The organism is Lactobacillus helveticus DSM 20075 = CGMCC 1.1877, from assembly GCF_000160855.1.
GTDB lineage: Bacteria > Bacillota > Bacilli > Lactobacillales > Lactobacillaceae > Lactobacillus > Lactobacillus helveticus.
Window position 1 is genome coordinate 450745 of the sequence record NZ_GG700752.1, and the last position, 2047, is coordinate 452791.

Annotated in this window: 2 protein-coding genes; both read left to right on the forward strand. The window is 35.2% G+C overall.

Going from position 1 to position 2047, the window contains the following annotated elements:
* On the forward strand, nucleotides 1-282 hold a 282-nt coding region (locus HMPREF0518_RS02105; protein ID WP_003625616.1), incomplete at its 5' end, for a zinc-binding dehydrogenase.
* Between the two features lie 391 nt (nucleotides 283-673).
* Nucleotides 674-1909, forward strand: a complete 1236-nt coding sequence (gene glyA, locus HMPREF0518_RS02110; RefSeq protein WP_003625618.1) for a serine hydroxymethyltransferase — start codon at nucleotides 674-676, stop codon at nucleotides 1907-1909.
* Nucleotides 1910-2047: the final 138 nt, after the last annotated feature.

Sequence of the window (2047 nt, forward strand, 5' to 3'; positions counted from 1 at the left end):
TTTGGACTTATGGATTATTTGATAGAAATAAAGGCAAAACAATTGCTTTTCAAATTAGCTAGTCGAAAAATTGAATGCATGGCGAAGAAATATCAAGTTCACTATCATTTTATCTTTGTTCATGCAGATGGAAAGCAGCTGCAAGAGGCTGTTGATATTCTGACTAAAGCAAATGTACATCCCGTTTATGGAGATATTTTTTCTTTAACTCAAACGAAAGAAGCCATGGATAAAGTGGCAAAGGGCCGCAATAAGGGAAAGATTTTGTTGAAAATCAATTAAGTCTCTTACAAAAAGTAGTTTTTTACGCTTTCATTAAAATTCTGATGTCACTATTATAATAATGGCGTTTAACTTTGTTTAAAAGGGTGTTATGCTGAGAGTGGACGTTCTTTATAGGATAATTATGTTTAAGTAATATATTGTATAAGTATACAAAAACATGCTTAGTTTCGGAAGGGCTAAGCATGTTGTCCCATAATCCCATAATAAGTAAGATCGCTAGTATTACTACAGGCGATTTTATTTTATAAAAAATATGCATTTTTGCAATGTCTAAATAAAGATATATATGAATAGAATGACAATTTTTTTTGCTAATAGTAAAAGGCTTGCATTAATAGTATTATTTTTATAAACTAACAATTTAATAGATACAGAGGGGGTACCTTATTTGAAATATGCAGAAAAATCTACCGCTTTATGGGATGCAATTCATAAAGAAGAACAACGCCAACAAAATACTATCGAATTAATCGCGTCAGAAAATATTGTTTCTGATGCCGTTCGTGAAGCCCAAGGCTCAGTTTTAACTAATAAATATGCAGAAGGCTATCCAGGTCGGCGTTACTATGGTGGCTGTCAATACATCGATCAAGTTGAACAACTAGCTATTGATTATGCTAAAAAGCTTTTTAATGCAAAGTTTGCCAATGTACAGCCACACTCTGGTTCTCAAGCCAATATGGCTGTTTACCAAGCACTTTTAAAACCTGGCGATAAGATCCTGGGTATGGGCATGGATGCCGGTGGACACCTTACACATGGTTCTAAAGTAAACTTCAGTGGTAAAGATTATCAATCTTATAGTTATGGTTTAAATGTAGAAACAGAAGAACTGGATTTTGATGAAATTCGTAAAATCGCTTTAAAGGTAAAACCACAATTAATTGTAGCCGGTGCTTCAGCTTACAGCCGTATTATTGATTGGCAAAAATTCCGTGAAATTGCAGATGAAGTTGGTGCTTACCTGATGGTAGATATGGCACACATCGCTGGTTTGGTTGCGACAGGTCAGCATCCAAGTCCAATTCCTATTGCAGATGTTGTGACTACAACTACACACAAAACCTTACGTGGCCCACGTGGGGGCATGATTTTATCTAATAATCTTGAACTTGGCAAAAAGATTAATTCGGCATTATTCCCTGGTACGCAAGGCGGACCGCTTGAACATGTAATTGCGGGCAAGGCGCAAACATTCTATGAAGATTTGCAGCCACAGTTTACAGATTATATTAAGCAAGTGATTAAAAATGCTAAGACAATGGCTGAAACTTTTGCTCAATCAGATAATATTCGAGTAGTTTCAGGTGGGACTGATAACCATTTGATGATCATTGATATTACCGATACCGGATTAACTGGTAAAGATGCTCAAAACTTGCTTGATTCTGTTCACATCACAACAAATAAGGAATCAATTCCAGGTGATAAGCGCAGTCCATTTGTAACTAGTGGCTTGAGAATGGGTACGCCTGCTATTACTAGCCGCGGATTTGATGAAGAAGATGCTAAAAAGACTGCTGAATTAATTATTGAAATTTTATCTAATCCAGAAGATGAAGCAACAATTAATCATGTTAAGCAAGGAGTTAAGGAATTAACTCAAAAGCATCCAATTGACTAACTTGAATAGAAAATGAACAGTTCTAGTTTTTTTGCTAGAACTGTTTTTGCGATAATTAAAAGCTAAAAAGCAAGAAATAAAACAGGCTCTTTGTCAAATCCTGTTGATAGAGAGTAAATGAAGAGAATCAAGCAACTA